We start from the raw sequence: 22279 nt of genomic DNA, 5'->3' as shown, positions 1-22279 counted from the left end.
AATAAATAATTATAAATAAAGCCATGTAGAGCTCATTTTTATACCATGTCTTCTCTACTATTTATCACGGTGTACTATTTTGATAAAACGTAGGCCTACAGTAGAAGAGCTAGAAGAACTTAGAGCAATTGCTGACCTGGAATTTAGAGGCGTCGGTGAACAACTGATACCTGATGATATTGTCTTGGTTATTAGTCCTTCAACAATGAAAATTAGGTATCTTCTACTTAATAATAAAATATATTTATCAATTAGAGCAGGGGATTATAGGTTTATACTACATGTTTCCGCAGGCAAAGTCTTGAACAAAATATTGCCGCATCCACATCTAAGAATCTATGTTAATAGTAGATACAGTGAGTTCATAGCTTCAGGTGGAAACGTATTTTGTAAGCATGTAGTAATGGCTGATCCCAATATTAAGCCTGGTGATGAAGTATTAGTGGTTGATAGCGATTCATATGAATTATTAGGTGTTGGAAGAGCTATTAAACCCGGATGGGAAATAACATATTATAGCTGGGGCGAAGCCGTTAGATTAAGAGAAGGTGTTTCGGAGGAGTAAAGCATTGGTTAAAAGCATAGAATTATTTCTTCTAGAGAAGATTTCTAAGGAGGAACTGGAAGATTCTGTATTTATTACTGGTTATCAAGGATTTGGAATGGTTGGTTATCTCACATCGCGCCATATATCATTAGAGCTAAAACTTAGAAAAATAGGTTTTATACGAACACGCTATTTTCCAGAGGCAACACTTTACAAGAAAGATCTAGGCTTGGTGTTCCCGTTTGAGTTATACTACGGAAAAATCGATGGTAAGAAACTTCTTGTACTCGTAAATCATGGAGTTCCCCATGTTAGAGAGAGAACAAGTTATGCAGAATTCGTTGCGAGATGGTTGAAAGAAATAGGTGTATCTAAAGCAATTCTTGTTGGAGGACTTGATCCAGCTATTAAGGAGAGAGAAGATGAGAAATATAGATGGATACCCTTGAGCGGATACCAAGCAAAACTCGACGCCCCCCTCTTAGAAGAAAAACATGTTATTGGACCATTAGCATTGACAATGATGTTTGTAGAAGCGCATCGTATACCTGGAGTAGCTATTTTTGCTTATACAGAGCTTTATAGACCTGATCCCAGAGCTAGTGCTGTTGCAACAAGCGTTATTGCTGATATGCTTGGTTTAAAAATAGATACTAGTAAATTATTAGAGGAAGCTAGCAAGATAGAGGCTGTTGAGGAAAAGAAGGAAGAATTAATGAAGGCTATAGAGGGAGAAGTTAAGCAGACAAAGAGAGAACATCCAATGTATATGTAGATACCAGATTCTTATCTTTCAATAATTCATCAATAATATCATCATAGGGTTTCATACCTATTTTTACAAGCACTATTTTTTCGGGATTAATTTCTAATATAACTTTTTTTAATTCATTCACAAGATTCTCTATAACATTTTCATTAATAACTCCTACTTCGTGTTGGAAAAACGGATAAGTATTTGATAATTGTGGCGGAAAAACCCCTAGGAAGGGGTGGTAGAATAATATTTCATAGCCTTTATATTGTTTCTTTGTTCTCAAATAGGTCTTTTCCTGGTTGAAGGGTTTCTCAATAGCTGGTAATAACAATATTTGTTTACCACGGTATTTTTTGAGAATATATTCTTTGGTATTTTCTTTTGTAAGGGAAAGTCTCGGATTTATAAGTGAGTCTGAATCGTTGAGTAATAGTGCTAGTGTTGTTCCTTTTGTGGCTGGATTATATTTCTTAATGTATTCTAGATATTTTTTAAGAATATTAAATGCTTTCCTTAAGCTTGGATGAGCTTTGCTCTTATATTCTAGGTATTCCCATAGTCTACCTTCTTTTATAGCTTGTTTTGTATTGTTCAATTCTTTTTTTAACATGTATAAATTGTGTAGAGCCAGTAATTCTATTCTTTTGTACCTAGGCATTTCAAGGAGTTCTTTAACACTATATCTTGAACAAACCGGGCAGTTGCATGGTAAATACTGTAGTTCTTCTAATCTCTTAGTTCCTGTTTCTGTCATATACCTATTATCTCTGGCATACAATATATAGCTTGCAGAATCGAATAAATCTGCGCCTAAAGCAACTAGGAAAGGTATTATCATTGGGTGTCCAACTCCGAATACGTGGAGAGGCTTATGTGGTGGTAGATGTATTCTAGCAATAGCTGTTAATTCAACTATTTTTTCATAATCATATTTTTCTAGAAGAACTGTTGGAGAACCCAATGCGTGTATGTGGTATGGTAGTGTCCAGGCCTTTATCGAAGAGTATATTAGTAAGTCTTTGTAGGGCGAGCCTTGTATAGGTAGAACCCATAATTGGTCAGAATCCATTATTAATGGTAATGCTTCAACGGCTCGTTTATATGTTTCAAATACTGCTTCTCGCGCTTCTCCCCAGCTCATCCGGGTTCCAGTCGGTATATCGAGTATTACTCCGATATCTACTCCAATTTTTTTCTCGTACTCGACTATTGTCTTATTATCAATTTCTACACTACCGTATACGAGTATTTGGTATCCTCCAGAATCAGTCATTATTACATGGTTCCATCCAAGTGCTTCATGAATATTTCTTATCTCTCCCTTATTTCTTCTATAGAAGAGGTATGCATTAGTAATGAATGCATTAAATCCTAACTCATATAGTTTTTCAATGCTTGGTTGTTGACGAAGAGGATTTACTACTGGAAAAAGATACGGAGTTTCAATAACTCCATGCCTAGTTTTTAAACGTGCTATTCTACCAGCTAAATCATAATCTCTTGGATCATAGTATTCCAAAACGCTCTAACCCTGCAAAAGCTTCTTTCTTTCTTCAATATATCTCTGGAAGAACTCGTATAGTGTTTGGGCAAGTGGCCCTGTCCCTTCCACTCCTTTCTCCGAAACTTTATATCTACCCTGAACAATTACTACTCTAGCTTCTGGTATAATTTTTACGAGATGCTCTGGAAGCCTCATTTCCCTAATAATGTATTCTCTAAAATCATTTGGATCAAATAATGGTATTTCGGTAGTTAGGATTTCCGAGATTCTTTCTCCTTTAATAATCACCTTAGGATATTTATTCCCTTTATTATCTACAGCGTTCTCCAATAATATATTGAGAGACGGGTGATCGAATCCCGTTAGTATTCCTTCATAAAATCTTCCATCAGCCAAGATAACTTTTACTTTTTTATCAACTAAACCAGCTAGTTCTGCAGCTAATCTTCTAGATGCATCTATTAAAGCCATTCCTATCACCTTTTAACTCGGAAAACATATATCTAGTAAGAGATATATTGAAGTTTCTCTTCAATAAAGTGTTTGTTGGATAAAGGAATAGTTGAATGGTGTATGAAATGGTTAGTTATGAATGTAAGGTTAGAAGTATAGAGCCCCTAAGATATATAGGAATGTATCGAGCGATTAGTGATTGTGATAGTGTAGAAATTACTCTGGAAATGAATGAAAAACTCATGAAGATAAGTGAAGGCGATGATCTGGTAATCAATATATCGACTAGTAAAAAAGAATGCCTACAACACCACTTCTGCGGCAAAGGCCATGTTGTATCTGTAACAAAACTTGACAATACCTATAGAGTAGTAGTATCCATAGCCGGCATCCTAGTAGTAATAAAGATGAAAGAACAACCAAAATCACCGTTCAAAGTAATGAATGAACTCTACATCGGTGTTTCTAAAAAACAATAATTTATAAGTTTTTCAATAAACACCACCTTAAAAGAACAGCCTTATTTTACAGGGTGGTAAATGAAAAACTACATTGTTAAATATATAAGATTATATAGAGTAGTGGACATCGAAGAAACTGAAATAGAAAAAGATCTAAGGAAGCTAGGAGAATTCATAAAGCAGAGATCAAATAATAAAAAAGACATAACATACATCACGATATCTTTCATTACAAAAAACAATGTAGACGGACTAATCATTCTAAGAGGAAAAGACAAGGAGAAAATAGATGTAGAAGCAGAGATCATAACTGATTATATTGAATCAAGCCTAAAAGCCTTAGCTGCAAAGAAAATAAAAAATCCTAGAAACATAGAATTAATACCTATTCCAGGCCTTAGAAATTTTTTACTAGAAGAAGCGGTATAGGATTAATAATACCTAGTTTCTTGAAGCCAACAATAAAGTATCCTAGACAAGAATACTTAGCAAGATTCAGTGGTGAAACAATAGATATTGGCGAAGTAATTAATTCTAGAATCCCGGTCAGAGCTAGAATACAAGTAAATACACTAACTCATCATACATTAGTGGTTGGTTCAACAGGCTCCGGAAAAACACATACAGTATCCATAATAGTAAATGAATTAATCAGGAAAACCAGTAAGTATAGAGTGTTAATTATTGATTGGCATGGAGAATACATGAAGCTAATCAATAAAGCAGAATATTTTGAGCCAAGAAGAGTACCTCTAAACATAATTGAACAAAACAATATATATGACTTCATAGAACTGCTTCAAGACTCATTAAGTCTTACTCCTCCACAAGTTTTTATTCTAGAAAAAATATTTGAGAACAAAAACCATATGATCAATAGTATTTATGATCTCAAAAACATTCTAGAAGACATTGAAGATGAAGGATCATGGTTTAGGGAGAGTAGATTATCTCTCCTCAGAAAAATTAGTCCATTAACAAGAGATAGCCTTCGAGAAATATTTGGTTCTAGCAGAGATAAACTCGTAGAATATATAAATACTTATGAGAACCCAATAATAATTGATGCCTCAAGAATCCAAGACCCCTATATTCGTAGAATATATGTTTCAATACTATTGAAGAAAATATTTAGGGAAGCCATTAAAAGAAGAATTGGATCTCATAACAAATTACTGGTTGTCTTAGAAGAAGCACAAAATGTTCTAGGTAGGAACAACTATATTGGAATAATTACCCGTATGTTGTCTGAGATTAGAAAGTTTGGCATAGGCTTAGTCATTGTTTCTCAATCGCCTTCACAACTAGTTGATGAAGCAATGCTGAACACTAATACTAAAATAATTCACTCCATTAAATCACTGAATGATCTAGAAGTAGTGTCTAAATCTCTATATCTACCATTAAATATTGAGAAAATAATACCATACCTAGATGTGGGAGAAGCTGTTCTATATACGAGAGGACTTAAAAAACCAGTTATAATAAAAGTTAAAGAGTTTTAATATGGTTTGTCTCTAAAAAGATTACTCTTCTTCTCCGCCTTCTCCGCCCTTCTTACCGGTTTCCTCAGGCTTCTCTATCTTGCTGGCAGCTATTACATCATCTATTCTAAGTACCATTGTTGCTGCTTCAACACCAGACTTTATAGCATTGGCTTTTATACTTACAGGCTCGATTACTCCTAGCTCCATCATGTTTGCAAGGTCTCCAGTAAACACGTTAATGCCTATCCATTTACCTTCTTCCTTCTCATGTGCGGCTCTAAGCTTCATAATGATCTCGATAGGATCTAATCCTGCATTCTCAGCTAGAGCCATTACTAGTCCCTCTAGTGATTTCGCGAAAGCTTCTATAGCCAATTGTTCTTTGCCGCCAACAGTTTTAGCGTATTTTCTCAAGTGTTTAGCTAGTTCTACTTCTACTGCTCCGCCTCCTGCAACAATTTTTCCATCTTTCACAGCATCTGCAGTTGCTGCTAATGCGTCTCTTAGACTCCTCTCAGCTTCATCTACTAATCTCTCTAATCCTCCACGTATAACGATGCTTACAGCCTTGGGGTTCTTGCATCCTTCCACAAAGACCATTTTGTCTTCTCCAACTTTTCTCTCCTCAACGAGCTCGGCTTCTCCCAGATCCTCGGGTTTTAGATCATCGATGTTGCTTATGATTCTTCCTCCTGTTGCTTTTTCTAGTTTTTCCATGTCTGATCTTTTTACTCTTCTTACTGCTAGTATTCCTTTCTTTGCTAGGAAGTGTTGTGCTACTTCATCAATACCCTTCTGACAAATAACAACATTAGCACCAGTATCAGCAATCTTATCAACCATTTTCTTCAGGATCTCTTCTTCTTGGTCTAGAAATGCTCTGAGCTGGCTTGGATCTGTTATTCTTATTTCTGCATCGATCTCTGGTTTCTCTATTTCTAATGGTGCGTCTATTAATGCTATTTTGGCGTTTTCAACTCTCCTAGGCATTCCAGGATGAACAACTTCCTTATCAAGAACAATACCATAAACTAGAAGTGAGTCTAGTAGGCTTCCACCATATTTCTTGATTATCTGGACATTGTCTAGGTCTATATAGTATTTATCTCCTCTCTTTTCGGCTATTTGTTTAATTGCTTTTACCGATATTTCTGCAAAGTAGTCTCTTGCTTCATGTACTGCTTTGCTTGTTAATGCTGTTCTAGCCACTTTTTTGAGGGTTTCATCATTATTAATGTCTATGGGTTCAGCGATTTGATATAGGAAGCTAAGTGCTTCTTCTAATGCTTTCCTGTATCCGCCAACTATAATTGTTGGGTGAATATTTTTGTCTAATAGTTCCTCAGCATGTCTTAGCAGTTCTCCAGCAAATATTACAGCGGTCTTCGTGCCATCTCCTACTTCATAATCTTGGCTCTTAGCTATTTGGACAAGCATCTTAGCTGCTGGATGCTGTATTTCTGCTTTGTCCAGTATAGTTGCTCCATCATTTGTGATTGTTACATCTCCTAATGCATCAACAAGCATTTTATCCATGCCTTTAGGTCCGTAGGTTGTTTTAATCATTTCTGCGACTGCTCGAGCAGCCATGATATTTGTTCTTAAAGCATCGCGTCCAGCTGTTCTCTGTGTTCCCTCTTTGAGTATAAGTACAGGTATACCCATAGGCTCAACTGCCATAACCATCACCTTATATTTAGAACCTAGTGTTCTATACTGTATAATTTGTCATTGTTTACTCATAAAACCACTTCTATATAAATTTATCCATGATCGGTTAATAGATAAGTTAAAAACCCCACATATATCATTAATAGGTTTGAAATACAGTTGCCATAGAGTTTATAGTAGTGAGGTGTACTGGATGGGAAAAGTAAGAACAAAAATTGTTAAGAGAACAGCTAGGGAACTATTAGAAAAGTACCCCAATCTATTCACAAGGGATTTCGAACATAATAAAAAGGTAGTGTCAAAACTAATAGAAACCAAATCCAAAAAACTTAGAAACCAGATTGCAGGCTATATAACGCATCTAGTAGGCATAAAATTAAAGAGACAAATACAAGCCTAGCAAGATAAGTATTAATGGATTAGGCAAGAAAGTATTTTCTATAAATAATATACGGGAACAATAATTGGACAATAAAATATTTAATTTAGAAACTATTGAAAAAGGATTCTATATGATTAACTACCTTGGAAAAACTATTTACTTCTATATTTTCTACTGTAAGAAAAGTAGAGAAAACATTGATGAAGAACTAGATAATCTCAAACTAGATGACAAAAACGTTTATGCGTTAATCCCCGTTAACGCTATATATTCAATTAACCAACTCGTACAAGGAGTACTACATTATATCGTATATGAGAAAACATATACACGAATTCGAAATAAGGGTTTATTATTGTCAATGTTTATACTTGGCCAAAGACAATTAAGAGATACAATTAATAAAATCAATACTGGTTTTGTTTCTTCTAAAAACTATTATTTGATTATAATTGGTAATCAAAAAATAAGTATCAGCAATAAATGTGATCCGGCAGATCTAGTTTTTGATCTTAAAGAGCATGACTTTAAAGTGCTAGCAAAAAACATTCAGTCAATCTTGGAGATGCTATAGTTTTACCATTCTTCTTCCTCTTCCCACCACTCTTCCTCTTCTTCCCATTCTTCTTCCTCTTCTTCCTCCCACCATTCTTCCTCTAACCAGATCATCTATGTTCACCTGCTACCAGTTTTATATGCTATTATATTTCTTGGTTCTATGCAGATATTTAAGTAATTAGTATGATCATGGCTACGCTACTAAATATATAGGTAGGATAAATTTATTACTCTCGATAAAGTAGTATTTTCTCTAGCAAAATAATGTATAGATGCGTATTTAACTCTAAACTGGTGAACATAATGGTTAAATTCTGTCCAAGATGTGGCGGACCAATGTTACCAGTAAAAAAGGAGGATGGCATATACTTAAAATGTGCTAGGTGTGGATACGAGATTAAAGCTGATAAAAAGACAGCGGAGCTTTATAGGATGAGGTTTCAGGTTGATAGGGGGAAACGTGTATTAACATCTAAAGCTACAGAAGCTAAAAAACTTGCTTTATCTCCTGAGGAAAGAGAGATTCTCAGAGAATACTATGAGGTATTCTTGGAGACTTTTCAGGAAGAAGAGGGTGGAGGAGAAGAATAAGATCAGAACCTCACCGATTACTCTTCATTGAAAATAGATTATTTTCTCCGAGCCGTCACCAATCATCATCTGTATAACCTATGTATGTTTAGAACTAATATATTTATGTATATTCATGTAGTGTCATAAGTAGCAAGTAATCAATGAAGTAATTATGCTTTGGTGAGTTATGAAATGGTTAGAGTGGCAGTTGTTGATCGTGAATACTGTAAGCCGAACAAATGTAACTTAGAATGTATAAGGTTTTGTCCTGTAAATAAGACTAAGCGCAAAAAAGCCATAGAGCTCTCCCCTGACGGTAAACATGCGGTCATATATGAGGATATATGTATTGGGTGTGGAATATGTGTTAAGAAATGCCCCTTCAACGCTATATCAATAGTTAATTTACCAGATGAACTTGAGAAAAATGTTGTTCACCGTTATGGAGAAAACATGTTTAAACTATATAATCTCCCCATACCTAGGCTGGGAAATATAATGGGAATTATAGGTCGAAACGGTAGTGGTAAAACAACTAGTATAAAGATATTATCAGGCCTTCTTAAACCAAACCTAGGACAGGTTGGAGCCGATCTAGAATGGGATAATATAATTAAAAGGTTCAGAGGAACAGAGCTTCAAACATATTTTGCTAAGTTAGCAAATAATAAGATAAGACCTGTCGTTAAGATCCAATATGTCGAATTGGTTAAGAGAAGATTAAAAGGGAGAGTTGGAGAGCTTCTAAAGAAAGCTGATGAGAGAGGTATTGATAGAGAAGTAGTAGATAAGCTTGCTATAAAACATGTCCTTGATAGAAAAATATCTGAACTTAGTGGGGGAGAACTACAAAAGTTCTTAGTAGCAGCAGTCCTAGTAAAAGAAGCGGACGCATATTTCTTTGATGAATCATGTAGTTATCTCGACGTTAAGGAGAGATTAAGAGTGGCTCAGGCAATACGGGAATTTATAGATGTGTCTAAGAAATATGTCATGGTTGTAGAACATGATCTCATGGTACTGGATTACATAAGTGATCAAGTTTCAATAATATATGGTGAACCAGGCGTTTACGGAATAGTTTCCAAACCATATGGTGTAAGAACCGGTATAAATCATTACTTAGAAGGTTATCTCCCAGCAGAAAATATGAGGATAAGAAGGGAGCCCATTCATTTCCGTATACAAGTAGACATTAGAGTCAAGCCCGAAAGCGAATACCCTATTTTGAAATGGACAAATATAGTTAAAACATATAGAACAAGCGGGTTCAAACTATTTATAGAAGCTGGTGAAGCTTATCCGGGAGAAGTATTGGGAATAATAGGTCCCAATGGAATAGGCAAAACTACATTTATCAAATTGTTAGGAGGAGTACTCGAACCTGATGAAGGAGAAGTTTTAGTATCTGTTGAAACAATTAGTTTTAAACCCCAAGAATTATCGCCGAAAATTTTTCCCGAAGAAACAGTAGCTGCTAATCTCAGGAGAGCCTCACCCAACACATTAAATCCTGCATCATGGATCTATGCTGAACTTATAAGAAAACTTGGCCTAAACAAAATGCTTGACCGCTACGTAGCTGATCTAAGCGGTGGCGAGCTCCAAAAACTAGCAGTGGCAGTTGCATTAGCTAAACAAGCAGATCTATACTTACTAGACGAGCCATCCGCTTATCTAGACGTAGAGGAGAGACTTACTGTTGCAAAAGTTATAAGAAGGATAATAGAGGAGAAAAGGAAAACAGCAATGATCGTCGAACACGACTTAATGCTTCAAAACTATGTTAGTGACGAGGTTATTGTATTCTATGGAAAACCCGGTATTGAGGGATATGCTTCTAAGCCTATGAGTAATCGTGAGGGCTTCAATAAATTACTGAAAGAACTCGGAATAACTGTCAGAAGAGATCCACAGAGTGGTAGACCTAGAGTTAATAAGCCTGGATCATATCTTGATAGACAACAAAAATCTATTGGCCAATACTATATGCCCTGACACTTTCTTGATTGATTAAAAAATATTAGCTCATCGCTAATCCCGAGTCTTCAATATTTTTGAAATAATCATTTAAATTTTCATGGAAAAATTTATGATGACAATCCTTAAGACCCCTCTTAGACAATATAGAATATAAAAGCATGGTTTTCTAGGTGGATTCTATGTCAGAGGGTGAAAAGATAACTTTATCAATTATTAAAGCAGATGTTGGATCAATGTCTGGGCATGTAATGCCTCATCCTGACCAGTTAGCAGCAGCCACTAAGGTATTAGCTGAAGCTAAGCAGAAGGGATTGTTAATAGACTTCTATGTAACACATGTTGGTGACGACATACAGCTGATAATGACTCATAGAAAAGGAGTTGATGCTCCAGAAATACATGAGTTAGCATGGAATGCTTTTCAAGCTGCAGCAAAGGTTGCTAAAGAGCTAAAACTATATGCTGCTGGACAAGACTTGTTAAGTGATGCATTCTCAGGAAATGTCCGAGGCCTTGGTCCAGGTGTCGCAGAAATTGAGATGGTTGAGAGAAAAGCAGAAACAGTGATTACATTCCACGCGGATAAAACCGAGCCTGGAGCATTTAATTTACCTATCTTCAGAATATTTGCTGACCCATTCAACACTGCTGGTTTAGTAATTGATCCAAGAATGCATGAAGGCTTCATATTCGAAGTCTACGACGTATTTGAAGGTAAATCTGTTAAGCTTAGCGCTCCTGAGGAAATGTATGATATACTAGCTTTAATAGGGACCCCTAGCAGGTATGTGGTTAGAAGAGTTTATAGAAAAAGCGACAACTTACAAGCAGCTGTCGTAAGTGTTGAGAGGTTGAATTTAATCGCTGGAAAATACGTTGGTAAAGATGATCCTGTAGCTATAGTTAGAGCACAGCATGGATTACCAGCTGTAGGAGAGGTACTTGAAGCATTCTCATTCCCACACCTAGTAGCTGGCTGGATGCGTGGCAGTCATCATGGTCCGTTAATACCTGTTCCACAGAGATATGCTAGGGTTACAAGATTTGATGGACCACCACGTGTAATGGCGCTTGGCTGGAATATTGCTAAAGGCAGACTTATTGGCCCAGTAGACTTGTTCGATGATGTGGCATTTGACGAGACAAGAAAACTAGGTGTACAAATAGCAGAATACATGAGGCGCCACGGACCATTCATGCCTCACCGTCTAGGACCAGAAGAAATGGAATACACTACGCTACCAGCAGTATTGGAGAAGCTTAAAGATAGATTTGTGAAGACGGAAGAAGTCCACGTAATTAAAAGACATAGTGCATTATTATCTGGAACTAGCGAAGAAGAACATGATTAAATCAATTAATTAAAATATTTTTTCTCCAACTTAATTCCACTATAAATACATAGGTGAGAATATATGAGTTTAAAACCTATTGTTGCAGTAAATTATAAAGCATATTATCCTTATAGCTTCGGAGAACATGCTTTACGGATAGCTAGAGACGCTGTCAAAGTATGGAAGGAGACAGGTGTAGATATTATTCTCGCACCTCCATATACAGAGCTTTACCGTGTATTAAAAGAAGTAGAAGGAACAGACATTAAAGTATTTGCCCAACACGCTGACCCTGTAGAACCAGGTGCTAAAACAGGATATATCCCATTAGAAGCTTTAAAAGAGCTAGGTGTACATGGAGTAATTCTAAATCATAGCGAGCATAGATTAAAACTAGCCGATATAAACTGGTTAATCAAGAAAGCCAAGAAGCTAGGATTACAAACACTAGTATGTGCAGATGTTCCAGAGACCGGTGCAGCAGTAGCTGTACTAGAACCAGATATGGTCGCTGTAGAGCCTCCAGAACTCATAGGAACAGGTATACCTGTAAGTAAAGCTAAACCCGAAGTTATAACGAGAAGTGTTGAGTTGATAAGGAAAGTAAACAAAGACATAGTAATACTTACAGGCGCAGGTATTAGTAGAGGTGAAGATGTATACGCTGCTGTAAAACTTGGAACATTGGGAGTACTAGTAGCATCAGCAATAGTTAAATCTGATAATCCATACCAAGTAATGAAAGATATGGCACTGAATGGGTTAAAAGCTCTAGAAAAATAATTTTTTAATAAACCCTAATCACTTCTCTAAGTATATAGAGGAGCCGCCGTAGCTCAGCTCGGTAGAGCGCCGGCCTCGTATCGGGTACTTGATTACCGGAGTCGGGAAAGCCGGTGGTCGCGGGTTCAAATCCCGCCGGCGGCTCATAATCAAACCTATCCCTTCCAGTAGGGTTTGTTTCAATAAGTAATTCACGAGATACTATGTATAGTGTTCTATGCAGTGATAAAGTCTGCTCTTTCTACCTATTTTTTCAAGTATTTTTGCTAATTTATCTTGATCATATATTATTTCTACAATTTCGCACTTGCCATTAATATTTTGAACCTTTATACTCTTTAATATATTAAAGTTTAAAGCAGCATGTGCTGCAAAGTTCCTTGGATTAACTAGTTTATCTTTTTCTCCTTGACTATTTCCAAAACCTTTCTTTTTAGACCAGTATTCTAGTAGGAGATTAGAATCTATTGTTTCTATACCCATATCATTTTTGATTTCACATGCTATTTCCGTAAGGTTTGATGTTTCATTTATAATAATTTGTTTTCTATCCCAATAACCACTCCTCTCTAATTTATTTTCTAGACATTTTGCGAATTCTTTTAAGCTTATTGTTTTTAAACAATCACTATATTCTTCAATATAGTTTCTAAGAAAGTCTAGTATAGGAGCATACTTGATTATGTTTTCATCTATAGTTGGCTCATACTTAACTATATTGTTTTCAAGTGATGGTTTAAACCATTCCATATCATAGTTTAACTTATGAATATTTTCCATAAATTTATAGATTTCATTTATTGTAAACGGAATTCCTTTATCGCTAGATAATTTACTGTTACCAAATAGTAAGCCTATTAGACCTGTTCTTAATGCTTCAACCATACATATTATTTTATCTATTAATTCAACATATTTGTTTTGCATTTTTCTTCTAGGCAGTCTATTTAATTGTTTCTCGTTGAGAAATCTTAGTGAATTTAGTGCTCTTAAGAAATCTATTATTTGTTGTAAATGTGATATATCATGTATGTTTAGCTTCGGCATCTCATTCTCTTTAGTAATGCTCTTATTGGATTTCTTTTTAACTTCTATACAATACTTTGTTCCTTTACCTGAGGGATAGGGTTCGGAATTAATAGTAAGTATTCGTTTGTTATATACAATTGATGCTGCAACTGTGGCGTAGAGAACGGCTATTGTTAATATGTTTAATCCATGAGTTGTATCGAGAATTAGGAGGCTTGGATTAAAATCTTTTATGTTCAATGCAATGTATCGATATGATTCAAGAAAAATCTTTAATATATCTCCTTTGAAATAGTATCCGTAATATTCCCCTATACCCGGTACAATGCCAAAATGCAAGTCATTGATCCATTCATTATTCTTTATAACTCCTTCACAACTAGTAGTGTTCAATAATTTCTCTCCAACTGTACTGAACCATTCTTTAACATTACTTCGTAGATCCTCATTAATTGGTTCTATTACTGTATCTGTGCCAATAACCAATAAACGTGTATTGTTGATCTTCTTATGCGATTTAAGTATTAAGTAGACTGCTATCGAACTACTGCATCCAATACAACAACCTTTAAGAGATATGTTCCCTACTTTAACACTTTTCAGACAATATTTTGCATCCCTCCAGCTGGGAGGATAACCCCATGGAGCGATAAGAAGAACTTTAAATTCGGAACTAGACATAATAATCACTATTTATCACTATTTAAAAGAACATAATAGTGTGTATATATTTTTTCGCGTTTAATTCTGAAAATAATTAAAATCATATGACTTGCCTAATTTTTATTTCGTGAATTTGTGTTTCTCTTCTACCATACGCTTCTGCTATTATTTCACCATATGTTATTTCTTCTTTATTCTTTAAGTGTTCATATAATGTTTTCACTCCTTGATCGTAGTCTATATCTTTGTTTCTGAGTTGTTTTAGATAAAATGGTTTTAAGCCGTAGTATATTGTTAGTTTTTCCGCTATTAATTTATCACTAGTTCCTACATAGACTGGGATCTGTGGTCTGAAACGAGAAATTGCTGGAGGTATTGTGGAGGTTTTTGTATAGATTAGTATTTTTGCATTTATTTTCTCTGCTAAAAGTGTTAGTCCTAGAGCATATTTTTCTCTCAACGCTCTTAGTTCTAGTTTTTCACGTATATCTTCGATCCTCCTCTCTACAATGCTTGATTCAGCCGAACTTATTATTCTCTTCAACCATTTAACTGATTCAACAGGGTATTTACCTATGGCTGTCTCATCAGTTAATAGTAGGGCATCTACTAGGTCATATACGGCATTAACTACGTCAACTACTTCGCTCCTACTAGGCCTTGGATAGTTAACCATTGATTCTAATAGTTGTGTAGCAACGATGCTGGGTTTTCCAATCATTATTGCTTCGCGAGCTATTTTTCTTTGTAGACCTGGTAGTTCTTCTAAGCTGTAATGCATACCTAGATCTCCACGGGCTATTATGATAGCATCTGATACACTCATTATATCCTTTAAGTTCTTAACAGCTGATCTAGTCTCTATTTTAGCTATTAATCCTATTTCTCCATTCAATCTTGAAACAATATCTCTAACAATAACTATATCACTTGATCTACGGACAAAGCTAATGGCTAAATATGTTAGTTTTCTCGATACACTATAGTTCACTAGATCAACGTCTTTCTCGCTTAAAACAGGCAAGTCTATCTCCTTACCGAAGACTACAAGAGTTTTATGCGGATACAATACTGCGTCATTCAACACTATTGCTTCAGCTTCGTTTCCACCAATGTCTATTATTCTAAGAATTATTTTTCCATCATCAATCAATACAATATCTCCAAGCTCTAATATTTCGAAAACCTTCCTATTAGGTACGGGTATAGTGTTTTCCTCGTCAACCTTATCTTTATATACAAGCTTAACGGTTTGTTTAGCCTTAATCTCCTGTACTGGTAATTCCCCTATCCTTACTTGGGGGCCTGGTAAATCACCCATTATAGATATTTCTCGTTCATATTTCTCTGCAAGTTCTCTAACCATTTTAACCCATTCATCCCATTCATGGGGATTTCCATGGCTGAAATTAATTCTAAAACCATCTACCCCTTCCTGTATAAGTCTTGACAATACCTCGTATTTACCACTGCTCGGGCCTATCGTAGTTATTATCTTAACTTTTCTCATAAACCAAACACCATCTACTTAGTTGTTTCCATGTATTCCCTAACTATTTCTTCTATAGGTCTAGGAGTTGGTGTTGTTAGAATAGAGTATCCCAGGTAGCCGAGAAAGAATGATATTGTAAACACGATAAATAATATAGTGAGTCTTATAAGTAGATCGCTTAATTTAATATTCCAAATGATAATGTCTGGTGCAATTATTAATCCATAAATATACATTATCACTAATAGTATTGCAGATAATAATAATGTTAAACCTGTTGCCTTGGAAACCATGTATTTTGCCCCCTAAACTATTTATGTATTCATACTGTTATAATTTACTGATAATATCCTTAACCTTCATTCCAGGAAGTATTCCGTGTTCAGATGCTTTACTTGTTACCTCAACTATTTCCTTCTCCAACATTTCACTAATGCTTCTAACTCCAGTTACCCGTGCAGCTACTAGTCCGAGTTTGTCGGCAACTTTTATGTCTAGGTATCCACACATAACGAATCCTTTGTCTCCGCGAAGAATTATTAGTGGTGGTGCATTAGGTAATTCTATTTCTATCCCAACTAGTTTTTTATTATCTATATTGATTATTTTTACTGATATAGTTGAGTACGGGGTCTTCATGGTTGTTCACATAATTATTTGTTTTTCTATAATTAAATTTATTCCACACATAAGTTATATTACTATGCTAGGGAAACGGTGAAGCAAAAATGATTGATCAAAGCCTTATCTGGTTTACAGGTATGCTACTAATACTTATCGGCTTCATAATCTTATTGTTCGGACTAATGGGTGGTGGGGAAGAAAGCTCTAAGAAGAATGTAGAAGCTGGTGGAGTAGTAATTATTGGCCCTATACCAATAGTTTTTGGCACATCACATAGAATAACGGTTATCTTATTGGTTTTGGCAATTATACTTGTAACAATACTATTAATATACTATTTACTCCCACTCTACTTACCAATTAATAAGTAAAAACAGGAAAGGAGAGTGAGAGTAGTGTTTAACGAGAAATATATTATGATAGGTGTGCTCCTCATAATAATAGGTTTCCTACTCTTAGCTTTCTCAACAACAACCCTAACACCTACACCTAGCAATGTTGAGGGAGGCGGAGTTATATGTATAGTTCTATTCTTCATCCCTATCTGTATAGCCGCAGGAAATCTTAGCTTATCTATAATCTATGTTTTAATAGCACTATCCATATTAACCATAATAATATTCGTATTCATTTTATGGATTATTGTTCATAAGACACATAGACAACTTAACACTATTCACAATTTCTAATTCTACCCTATTTTCAAAACTAATGTTTAAAGAAGAGAATAAGGGTATGAAAAATAAAGATTTTCGGGGTGGAAATTTGTTTTTACCTTATATAAGGAAAAATAAAAGGAAAGAAGAATATATAATTCGAAATATTCTAAAGATCTAAATATATTGATTTACTTCACGTATTTTAGATTATTTAGATCATAGAAACAATGTTTGTAGTCAAAAACGCAAGGGCTAAGAAGTAGTAGCGGCCCGATCCCAGCTTGGGGCGGCTGCGAGGCCTCTCGGACCTCACGGCCCACCCCAACGTGGCCGGCTTAACTTCCGGGTTCGATATGAGACCGGGTGTTGCCCGGCCACTATGGCCGGGTCGGGCCGCTGTTTCATAATTTAATTATATGGGTGTTTTTAAGTTTTACTTGGTGTCTTTTCTACTGCGTATATTGCTTTTATCTTCATTGGTGAGTTGCATTTAGGACATTTTCCTTTGATCATTCCGATGAAGTCGCCTGGTTCATATTCTTTTTCTATTTTATAGCCACATTTGGTGCATTCTAGTATTTCTATTGTTTTATATTCTGGTTTCTTTGGTTTCCTCCTTGCTTCCATATATAGATATATTGCCATAATTATTGCTCCAATTAATGTGGTGTATAGTATTGTATTTATATCCATGTTCATCCAGGCACACCCATGGTGTTTCCTATTCCTGCAATTATTATTGTTGATTTAGGTGTTGTCAATTCCTTAACAAGTTTTCTAACATACTCATATGCTCTCTCACATGCTTCATATATATCCTTCTTCATAGTGTATATGGCGTCTCCGAGATCCATCTTAACAACTAAGGCTCTTAATGGGATTCCATATTTTGTTGCGGCTCTTTCAATAGCTATTTTCTCGGGTCCTGGATCACCTATAGCTGCACCAACCCCTTCAGCAATTTCACCTCTCTCCTCACTTTCAAGCTTAAGAGCTGCATCAATAGTAATTATTAAATCAACACTGCCTCTCAACTCATCGACAAGTTTTGCTAAAATGTATCCAGGTCTACCCACATTGCTTCCCGGCCCCTCAGCTTTTATAACAAATATTCTTCTATCATCTAGCCAAACCTCAGTAATACTTGTATCCTCGACGACTTTTTTCGAAACAACTCTTCCATCTTCGATTATTCTATGGGCTATTAATGGGCCTGCTCCATCACCTATAGGCTTGCCCGTGGTAAACGGGTCTAGAGCTTCATGATATGTTTCAACAAGCTTCATTATCTGGGGCATAATTAGTTCAAGCTGCATTAGTAGAACCCAGTTATTTTCTTTCTCACTACTGATCAAGTAGTGTTTGATCACCTTATATATTAGGTTTAAAGTACTAAGTATGGAAATACTTGTTTCAACAAGGCTTCTCTCATGTTTATCTAGGTTAGGCAAGTATAGGGAGACTAGTTTTCTAAAACTCTTATCACTAGTTCGTATCAAGTGCTCCATACGCTTAATAATGTCTGTTGGCTCTATAGTTACAGGGTCTATTGTGAAAAAATTATTTGCACGCTTAATCAGTACTGAAGGGGTTTGAACACCTAGATTCTTTAAAATATTCTCTATACGTGCATGATCTTCATCAATATATCTCTTAATAATTGAAAGCTTATTTCTTATATCAATACTCCAAAGCTTCATCTGGATCTTCTGATTAGCACCTGTAAATATCATTATAAAGAACAACAACCAGATCAACTGTGTTATAAGTGTTCCCCAGTCAGTATCCGGCAACCTATTATTCTCCTCCTACACAACCTATATGTTTTTGCAGTATATCAAAAAAACATGACATTATATAGACCCATATATATTTGGCTATAATATTTATTTAGTTGTAACAATAACGTCTTTTCCATGTATAATGAATGTATGTTCAAACTGTGAAACCAAGCCTCCGCCTCTTTCTATAAGAACTGGATAAGCATATATTACTCTATGTTTCTGCATCATCCTTAAAGTATTCCTTAAACCTTCAACACTATTGAATAATCCAACATACCATCTCTCACAGAATGGCAGTGTTCTACGCTCACTCCATATTTTATCAAATAATTTCTTCTCATAAAGTGTTAAATGGGTTCTTCTGCGTGGTGTAAGAGAATATATTGTAGCTATTGGTCCTTCCCTCACAAGCCCAACACCGTTTGTTGCAAAGGGCTCTATAGCATATACTCCCTCTACTAGTTTCCAACGTGTAAATAAATCATTATAGTTAGGTATGCTTTTACCAGCATGTATAAGGTAGCGATCAATACTGTGTCCAGAAAGGTTTCTAATAGGTTTGTATCCATAAGAAGTAATTGTTTCCTCAATAACTTTCCCAATCGTATTAACCCTTATTCCTGGCCCAACTATTTCAAGCGCTTTTTCAAGCGCCATTCTACTAGCTTCGAGAAGGCTCTCATATACAGGGTTAAAGGCAACGGTGACAGAAGTATCAGCTATGTATCCATCAATATGTACTCCAAGATCTATTTTGAGAACAGCATTATCAGGTATAATAGTATTATCATCCACGACAGGAGTATAATGAGCAGCAACTTCATTAATACTTAGATTAACAGGGAAGGCCGGCTCGCCTCCAAGTTCTCTTATTCTTCTTTCAACATATTCTGCGAGTTCAAATAGTTTCATGCCAGGCTCAGCTATTCTAGCAGCCTCCTCCCTAACTTTTTTGGCTATTTCTCCAGCTTTTAACAGCTTGGATATAGCTTCTTCTGATAACGACATATTTGTTCCCATCTCAACAATGTTTCTTCAACCAGTTCGATTTTATTAATGTATAATTTAATACTATATATGAGCTTATAGATTTTCGATATATTGGTGAATGAGAAATAGGATTGTCTAAGGCTCCAACCTGATCAACGGATAGTTAACTCTGGATTTTTCAATGAATCAATGATTTAGCTATAAATGCCTCATTTTACATTATGTTATCATAGAAAAAATCTATAGGGGGGAGGAATTTATCATGGCGATCATTAAATACTTAGGGCATTCAGCCTTCGAAATAGTCTTGACAGGCCTTGATGGGGCGGAGAAAACAATTCTTATTGATCCATGGATAGAGAATCCATTGAGTCCTGTAAAGCTAAGTGATTATAAGAATAGAAAAATAGACTATATATTCGTAACACATGATCACGGTGATCATCTGGGAAACGCTATTGAGATAGCTAAGGAGACTGGAGCAAAAATTGTTGGAATATTTGAAATCGCATTATATGCTCGAGAAAAAGGTGTTCAAAGTATTGATGGTAATATTGGAGGGAAACTGAATATACCAGATCTTTTTGCCGTATTAACACCTGCATGGCATAGCAGTAATAGAGGAGCACCCACAGGCGTTGTTGTCGGAGGAAAAGATGTAACAATATATCATGCTGGTGACACAGGATTATTCATGGAGATGAGCTTGATCGGAGAACTATATGGTCCAGACATAGCATTGCTACCAATCGGAGGACATTATACTATGGGCGTTAAAGAAGCAGTTAAAGCAGTCCAACTTATAAGGCCAAAAATAGCCATACCAATGCATTACAACACATTTACACCAATAAAAGCTGATCCCGAGGAATTCAAGAAACTCGTAGAATCAACAACTCCTACAAAAGTGGTAATTTTAAAACCAGGCGAAACATTCACGTATCCATAAAACTGTTAGCGTTAAATAAAAACCTTTTTTACAACATCACTTAATATAGGCCCGGGGAGCAGCCCCGCCCCCACTATTAAGAGCCCGTAGGAGATGTGCCGATCAATGGCTTCAGTGACTACGGGTGTTAGTAGTGGGGGACACTCCCTAAAGGGCCGACATAACAGGGTTATGCGGAGAACAAAACTATAGTTATTCTTATATTTTAGAAAACAATCGATTGTTTTCTAACTAGATAATGTTGATAAATCTATTTTTTCCAAGTGATTAAGTATATATTGAACCTTTATAAGGTATAGTAATTACTAGTAAATAAGTGTTCGAATATTGATTCTAAGATTATGAAGCTGTATATTTATATGTCTTCACCTATATGTTGAATGTTAGAGTGTTTTTATAAGCAACATTATGGGTGGCGTCGATGGATGTAAATGATAAAATTAAGTTGGCGTCGAGAAATACAGTTGAAGTTATTACTCTTGAAGATTTAAAGAAAGTTTTTGAGGAAAAAGAACATCCCAGAGGATATATTGGTTTCGAACCCAGTGGTCTTGTCCATGTTGGATGGCTTGTATGGATGAATAAGGTTAGAGACCTGTTAGAGGCGGGTGTTGATTTCTATATATTAGAAGCTACGTGGCATGCTTACATAAATGATAAACTAGGAGGAGACATGGATCTTATACGGAAAGCTGCTAGACTTGTTAGAAAAGTAATGGAGGGTTTTGGAATAGATGTTTCTAAGATAAAGTTTGTTGATGCCGAAGAACTAGTATCGGATAAGGATTATTGGGGAATACTTGTCCGTTCAGCTAAAAATGTTAGTTTAGCTAGAGTGAAGAGAGCGCTCACAATAATGGGTAGGAAAAGTGAAGAAGCAGAAACTGATTTTTCAAAACTAATATATCCATTAATGCAAGTCAGTGACATATTCTATTTAGACCTAGATATTGCGTTGGGAGGAACTGATCAGAGAAAAGCCCATATGTTAGCAAGAGATATTGCTGAGAAAATAGGTAGAAAAAAACCTGTTGCTATCCATACACCAATAATAACTGGTTTGAAAGGACCAGGTAGGAGAATGGATATTGTTGGAGAGATTGACGAAGTATATGCTACACATAAGATGAGTAAGAGCAAACCAGAAACAGCAATATTTGTTCATGATCCACCGGAAGAAATAAGAGCTAAGATCAGAAAAGCATATTGTCCTCCACGCGAAACAATGTTTAACCCGATAATAGAGATCAATAAATACCTATTATTTGCAACACCAGGATTCAAATTATACATAGATCGTCCGGAAAAATATGGTGGACCAATAACTATTGAATCATACGATGAACTAGAGAAACTATATGTTGAGGGAAAAATACATCCGCTAGACCTAAAAAACGCTACAGCTGAAGCACTAAACAAACTCCTCGAACCAATAAGGAAAAAACTAAGAACAGACCCGGAGGCTAGAGAAATTCTCGAGACATTGTTAAAGACAAAAATAACTCGTTAATCTTAAAACACTTGTATATTTAGCTATTCAGCTATGAATAAAATGTTTTCCCTACATAGGAGGACGGATTTAAGTATTTTTGTTCT

General features: G+C 35.6%; 25 protein-coding genes, 1 tRNA gene and 1 rRNA gene. 16 read left to right on the top strand and 11 right to left on the bottom strand.

Annotated features, from left to right (window positions below):
- Positions 1-79 precede the first annotated feature (79 nt).
- Both SMAR_RS04725 and SMAR_RS04720 read left to right on the top strand, forming a co-directional pair.
- The gene (locus SMAR_RS04725) at positions 80-565 is read left to right on the top strand and encodes a PUA domain-containing protein (protein ID WP_011839203.1); all 486 of its coding nucleotides are present in this window, start codon (positions 80-82) and stop codon (positions 563-565) included.
- 4 nt (positions 566-569) lie between these two features.
- The gene (locus SMAR_RS04720) at positions 570-1322 is read left to right on the top strand and encodes a proteasome assembly chaperone family protein (RefSeq protein ID WP_011839202.1); all 753 of its coding nucleotides are present in this window, start codon (positions 570-572) and stop codon (positions 1320-1322) included.
- Here the strand turns inward: SMAR_RS04720 and tgtA are convergent.
- Together tgtA and SMAR_RS04710 are read right to left on the bottom strand one after the other, a co-directional pair.
- Positions 1285-2823 carry a tRNA guanosine(15) transglycosylase TgtA gene (tgtA, locus tag SMAR_RS04715; RefSeq protein WP_011839201.1) on the bottom strand — a complete coding sequence of 513 codons (1539 nt, stop codon included), beginning with the start codon at positions 2821-2823 and terminating at the stop codon, positions 1285-1287. The two genes, SMAR_RS04720 and tgtA, sit on opposite strands and share 38 nt — an antisense overlap.
- A gap of 6 nt (positions 2824-2829) precedes the next feature.
- On the bottom strand, positions 2830-3279 hold the full coding sequence (locus SMAR_RS04710; protein WP_011839200.1) for an Lsm family RNA-binding protein: 450 nt from the start codon (positions 3277-3279) through the stop codon (positions 2830-2832).
- A gap of 107 nt (positions 3280-3386) precedes the next feature.
- On the opposite strand from SMAR_RS04710, the gene SMAR_RS04705 reads away from it, so the two are divergent.
- The 3 genes from SMAR_RS04705 to SMAR_RS04695 are packed head-to-tail and all read left to right on the top strand — an operon-like array spanning position 3387 to position 5227.
- Positions 3387-3740, top strand: coding sequence for a DNA-directed RNA polymerase subunit G (locus SMAR_RS04705; RefSeq protein ID WP_244372320.1), 354 nt, complete (start codon positions 3387-3389; stop codon positions 3738-3740).
- A 60-nt stretch (positions 3741-3800) separates the two neighbouring features.
- Positions 3801-4151, top strand: a complete 351-nt coding sequence (locus SMAR_RS04700) for a hypothetical protein (protein ID WP_052833835.1) — start codon at positions 3801-3803, stop codon at positions 4149-4151.
- A gap of 20 nt (positions 4152-4171) precedes the next feature.
- Complete coding sequence (locus SMAR_RS04695) at positions 4172-5227, top strand: ATP-binding protein (protein WP_052833834.1); 1056 nt, start codon at positions 4172-4174, stop codon at positions 5225-5227.
- Between the two features lie 21 nt (positions 5228-5248).
- On the opposite strand, the gene thsB is transcribed toward SMAR_RS04695, so the two are convergent.
- Positions 5249-6889 (bottom strand): thermosome subunit beta, encoded by a 1641-nt coding sequence (gene thsB / locus SMAR_RS04690; protein ID WP_011839198.1) that lies wholly within the window; start codon positions 6887-6889, stop codon positions 5249-5251.
- A gap of 184 nt (positions 6890-7073) precedes the next feature.
- Between thsB and SMAR_RS04685 the strand changes: the two genes are divergently transcribed.
- The 7 genes from SMAR_RS04685 to SMAR_RS04655 all read left to right on the top strand — a co-directional run bounded on the left by SMAR_RS04685 (position 7074) and on the right by SMAR_RS04655 (position 12637).
- Positions 7074-7280, top strand: a complete 207-nt coding sequence (locus tag SMAR_RS04685; RefSeq protein WP_011839197.1) for a 30S ribosomal protein S17e — start codon at positions 7074-7076, stop codon at positions 7278-7280.
- A 64-nt stretch (positions 7281-7344) separates the two neighbouring features.
- Positions 7345-7836, top strand: a complete 492-nt coding sequence (locus tag SMAR_RS04680) for a hypothetical protein (protein ID WP_011839196.1) — start codon at positions 7345-7347, stop codon at positions 7834-7836.
- Between the two features lie 287 nt (positions 7837-8123).
- On the top strand, positions 8124-8411 hold the full coding sequence (locus SMAR_RS04675; protein ID WP_011839195.1) for a DNA-directed RNA polymerase subunit M: 288 nt from the start codon (positions 8124-8126) through the stop codon (positions 8409-8411).
- Positions 8412-8585: 174 nt separating this feature from the next.
- On the top strand, positions 8586-10391 hold the full coding sequence (locus tag SMAR_RS04670; RefSeq protein WP_011839194.1) for a ribosome biogenesis/translation initiation ATPase RLI: 1806 nt from the start codon (positions 8586-8588) through the stop codon (positions 10389-10391).
- A gap of 164 nt (positions 10392-10555) precedes the next feature.
- Positions 10556-11728 carry a fructose-1,6-bisphosphate aldolase/phosphatase gene (gene fbp, locus SMAR_RS04665; RefSeq protein ID WP_011839193.1) on the top strand — a complete coding sequence of 391 codons (1173 nt, stop codon included), beginning with the start codon at positions 10556-10558 and terminating at the stop codon, positions 11726-11728.
- A gap of 63 nt (positions 11729-11791) precedes the next feature.
- The gene (tpiA, locus tag SMAR_RS04660) at positions 11792-12493 is read left to right on the top strand and encodes a triose-phosphate isomerase (protein WP_011839192.1); all 702 of its coding nucleotides are present in this window, start codon (positions 11792-11794) and stop codon (positions 12491-12493) included.
- Between the two features lie 42 nt (positions 12494-12535).
- Positions 12536-12637 (top strand) — tRNA-Thr (locus SMAR_RS04655).
- Between the two features lie 57 nt (positions 12638-12694).
- Here SMAR_RS04655 and SMAR_RS04650 read toward each other — a convergent pair.
- The 4 genes from SMAR_RS04650 to SMAR_RS04635 form a co-directional block, all read right to left on the bottom strand.
- Positions 12695-14203, bottom strand: a complete 1509-nt coding sequence (locus SMAR_RS04650) for a TM1812 family CRISPR-associated protein (protein WP_011839191.1) — start codon at positions 14201-14203, stop codon at positions 12695-12697.
- Positions 14204-14285: 82 nt separating this feature from the next.
- Positions 14286-15695, bottom strand: coding sequence for a pyruvate kinase (pyk, locus tag SMAR_RS04645; protein WP_011839190.1), 1410 nt, complete (start codon positions 15693-15695; stop codon positions 14286-14288).
- Positions 15696-15709: 14 nt separating this feature from the next.
- Positions 15710-15970 carry a hypothetical protein gene (locus SMAR_RS04640; protein WP_011839189.1) on the bottom strand — a complete coding sequence of 87 codons (261 nt, stop codon included), beginning with the start codon at positions 15968-15970 and terminating at the stop codon, positions 15710-15712.
- A 37-nt stretch (positions 15971-16007) separates the two neighbouring features.
- On the bottom strand, positions 16008-16316 hold the full coding sequence (locus tag SMAR_RS04635) for a YunC family protein (RefSeq protein ID WP_011839188.1): 309 nt from the start codon (positions 16314-16316) through the stop codon (positions 16008-16010).
- A gap of 89 nt (positions 16317-16405) precedes the next feature.
- Between SMAR_RS04635 and SMAR_RS04630 the strand changes: the two genes are divergently transcribed.
- Positions 16406-16672 carry a TIGR00304 family membrane protein gene (locus SMAR_RS04630; RefSeq protein ID WP_011839187.1) on the top strand — a complete coding sequence of 89 codons (267 nt, stop codon included), beginning with the start codon at positions 16406-16408 and terminating at the stop codon, positions 16670-16672.
- A 24-nt stretch (positions 16673-16696) separates the two neighbouring features.
- Positions 16697-16990, top strand: a complete 294-nt coding sequence (locus tag SMAR_RS04625) for a hypothetical protein (RefSeq protein WP_148676751.1) — start codon at positions 16697-16699, stop codon at positions 16988-16990.
- A 241-nt stretch (positions 16991-17231) separates the two neighbouring features.
- Here the strand turns inward: SMAR_RS04625 and rrf are convergent.
- From rrf to map, 4 genes are all read right to left on the bottom strand, one after another.
- Positions 17232-17351 (bottom strand): 5S ribosomal RNA (gene rrf, locus SMAR_RS04620).
- Between the two features lie 35 nt (positions 17352-17386).
- On the bottom strand, positions 17387-17659 hold the full coding sequence (locus SMAR_RS04615) for a hypothetical protein (RefSeq protein WP_011839185.1): 273 nt from the start codon (positions 17657-17659) through the stop codon (positions 17387-17389).
- Positions 17656-18753 carry a DUF1512 domain-containing protein gene (locus SMAR_RS04610; protein ID WP_011839184.1) on the bottom strand — a complete coding sequence of 366 codons (1098 nt, stop codon included), beginning with the start codon at positions 18751-18753 and terminating at the stop codon, positions 17656-17658. The genes SMAR_RS04615 and SMAR_RS04610 overlap by 4 nt, the downstream gene beginning before the upstream one ends.
- 93 nt (positions 18754-18846) lie before the next feature.
- Positions 18847-19752: a type II methionyl aminopeptidase gene (gene map / locus SMAR_RS04605; protein ID WP_011839183.1), complete on the bottom strand. Its 906-nt coding sequence runs from the start codon at positions 19750-19752 to the stop codon at positions 18847-18849.
- A 244-nt stretch (positions 19753-19996) separates the two neighbouring features.
- On the opposite strand from map, the gene SMAR_RS04600 reads away from it, so the two are divergent.
- Together SMAR_RS04600 and SMAR_RS04595 are read left to right on the top strand one after the other, a co-directional pair.
- Positions 19997-20683, top strand: coding sequence for a metal-dependent hydrolase (locus tag SMAR_RS04600; RefSeq protein ID WP_011839182.1), 687 nt, complete (start codon positions 19997-19999; stop codon positions 20681-20683).
- A 421-nt stretch (positions 20684-21104) separates the two neighbouring features.
- Positions 21105-22193, top strand: a complete 1089-nt coding sequence (locus tag SMAR_RS04595; RefSeq protein ID WP_011839181.1) for a tyrosine--tRNA ligase — start codon at positions 21105-21107, stop codon at positions 22191-22193.
- Positions 22194-22279: the final 86 nt, after the last annotated feature.

Origin of the sequence: Staphylothermus marinus F1, from assembly GCF_000015945.1 — an archaeon.
Lineage (GTDB): Archaea > Thermoproteota > Thermoprotei_A > Sulfolobales > Desulfurococcaceae > Staphylothermus > Staphylothermus marinus.
The sequence above is the reverse complement of the archived record's forward strand: the minus strand, read 5'-3'. Positions and strand labels throughout refer to the sequence as shown.